Below are 2,028 nucleotides of genomic sequence, written 5' to 3'. Positions count from 1 at the left end.
CGTGGCTATGTTTCGCCAGACCAGTGGGATCAGGGGATACCGGCGCTGTTGGTCAACTATAACTTTAGCGGTGCCAACAGTTGGGCACGCAGCAGTAATAGCTCGGACAGCAACACCTATTATCTTAACCTGCGTTCCGGGATCAACCTCGGTGCCTGGCGTTTGCGTAACTACTCAACCTGGAACCGTGACTCAGACGGTGAAAGCCACTGGGATTCCATCAATACCTATTTGCAACGCGACATCGTGGCGCTGAAGAGCCAGTTGATACTGGGTGACAGTTCTTCTCAAAGCGAGGTGTTTGACAGCGTCCCTTTCCGTGGCGGCCAGCTGGCCTCGGATGATGACATGCTGCCCGAAAGCCTGAGGGGATATGCACCGACGGTGCGCGGAATAGCCCGCAGTAACGCTCAGGTCACCGTTCGTCAGAACGGTTATGTCATTTATCAGAGCTATGTGCCCCCTGGGGCCTTTGAAATCAGCGATCTCTATCCGACGGCGGGCAGCGGCGATCTGCAAGTGAGCATTAAAGAGAGCGATGGCAGCGAGCAAAGGTTGGTGGTGCCGTTTGCTTCCGTCCCGGTGTTACAACGGCAGGGGCGTTTCAAATACAGCCTGACCAGCGGCCAATATCGTTCATCCAACAGTAACGTGGACGATACGCTGTTTACTCAGGGCACGGCGATCTACGGCTTGCCGAAGGGGGCGACCCTCTACGGCGGCGTGCAGGCCGCCAGCAAATATCAGGCAGTGGCTGTCGGCTGGGGGCAAAACATGGGGGTTATCGGCGCATTTTCTACCGATGTTACCCAGGCCTGGTCTAAACCTGAATTTGCTGCCAAAGAGCGCGGCCAGTCGTGGCGTATGCGTTACGGCAAGAACTTTGTCGAAACGGGGACCAGCTTCACCCTGGCTAGCTATCGTTACTCGACGGCGGGGTTCTATACGCTGCAGGAAACGTTAAATACCTATACCGGCGGCAAATCATCACAAAGTCAGAATCACAAGAAGAGCCGTGCTGAACTGTCGATGAGCCAGACGCTATGGGAAGGTGCCGGTTCACTGTCGCTCAGCCTGTACAACGAAGATTATTGGAATGATCGGCGTCGTAACCAGTCGGTGAGCGTCGGGTACAACAATAGCTGGAACAGCATCAGCTATGGCCTGAACTACACCTTCAGCAGAGATGGCTATGACAGCAGCGGTGAGCGTGTCAACTACGACGACCATATTCTCGCCTTTAATATCAGCATGCCATTGGGCGGAGGGCTGTCTGACAGCTATGCAAGCTACAACCTCAATACCAGCCGCAGAGGCACCACCAGTAACTCGGTCGGCCTGAACGGTACCGCATTACCCAGTAATAACCTGAGCTACAACGTCAGTCAGGGGTACACCAGTCAGGGCGTCGGGGCTTATGGCAATGGCAGCCTTGGCTATCGTGGCGGTCTGGGGAGAGTCAATGTGGGATATGGCTATAACCGTTCCGATCAACGCCTCAACTACGGTGTTCAGGGCGGGATCCTCCTGCACGAAGACGGGTTGACACTCTCGCAACAGATGAACGAGACGGCGGTGCTGGTCAAGGCACCGGGAGCCAGGGGGGTCAATATAGCCAACCAGACGGGGGTGACTACCGACTGGCGTGGCTATGCCGTGGTGCCTTATGCCACGGTGTATCGCAAAAACAATATTGCGATAAACACCGCTACTCTGCCAGATGATGTCGATATGACGATAACCAGTCAGACGGTGATCCCAACCCGTGGGGCCATCGTGCGTGCCGAGTTCAAACCTAACGTCGGCCAGCGGGTGTTGATGACCCTGTTGAGGCAGGGCGGTGCACCCGTGCCGTTCGGTGCCACCGTAACCGATAGCAGTGGGGGGGACAACGGCAGCATCGTCGGTGACGGTGGTCAGGTATTCCTCTCCGGGATGGCCGGTAGCGGCAAGTTGCAGGTCAAATGGGGCAACGCCGCGTCGCAACAATGCTACGTGTCTTACAGCGTGCCGGAGCAAAAAGATGGC

General features: G+C 56.3%; 1 protein-coding gene. It reads left to right on the top strand.

Going from position 1 to position 2,028, the window contains the following annotated elements:
• A partial coding sequence (locus ABIE29_RS23370; RefSeq protein WP_429621727.1) for a fimbria/pilus outer membrane usher protein occupies nt 1-2,028 on the top strand: 2,028 nt, incomplete at both ends.

The sequence above is a fragment of the Serratia sp. 2723 genome (assembly GCF_050434425.1).
In the GTDB taxonomy this organism is placed as follows: domain Bacteria; phylum Pseudomonadota; class Gammaproteobacteria; order Enterobacterales; family Enterobacteriaceae; genus Chania.
This window is presented reverse-complemented; position numbering and strand designations above follow the sequence as displayed.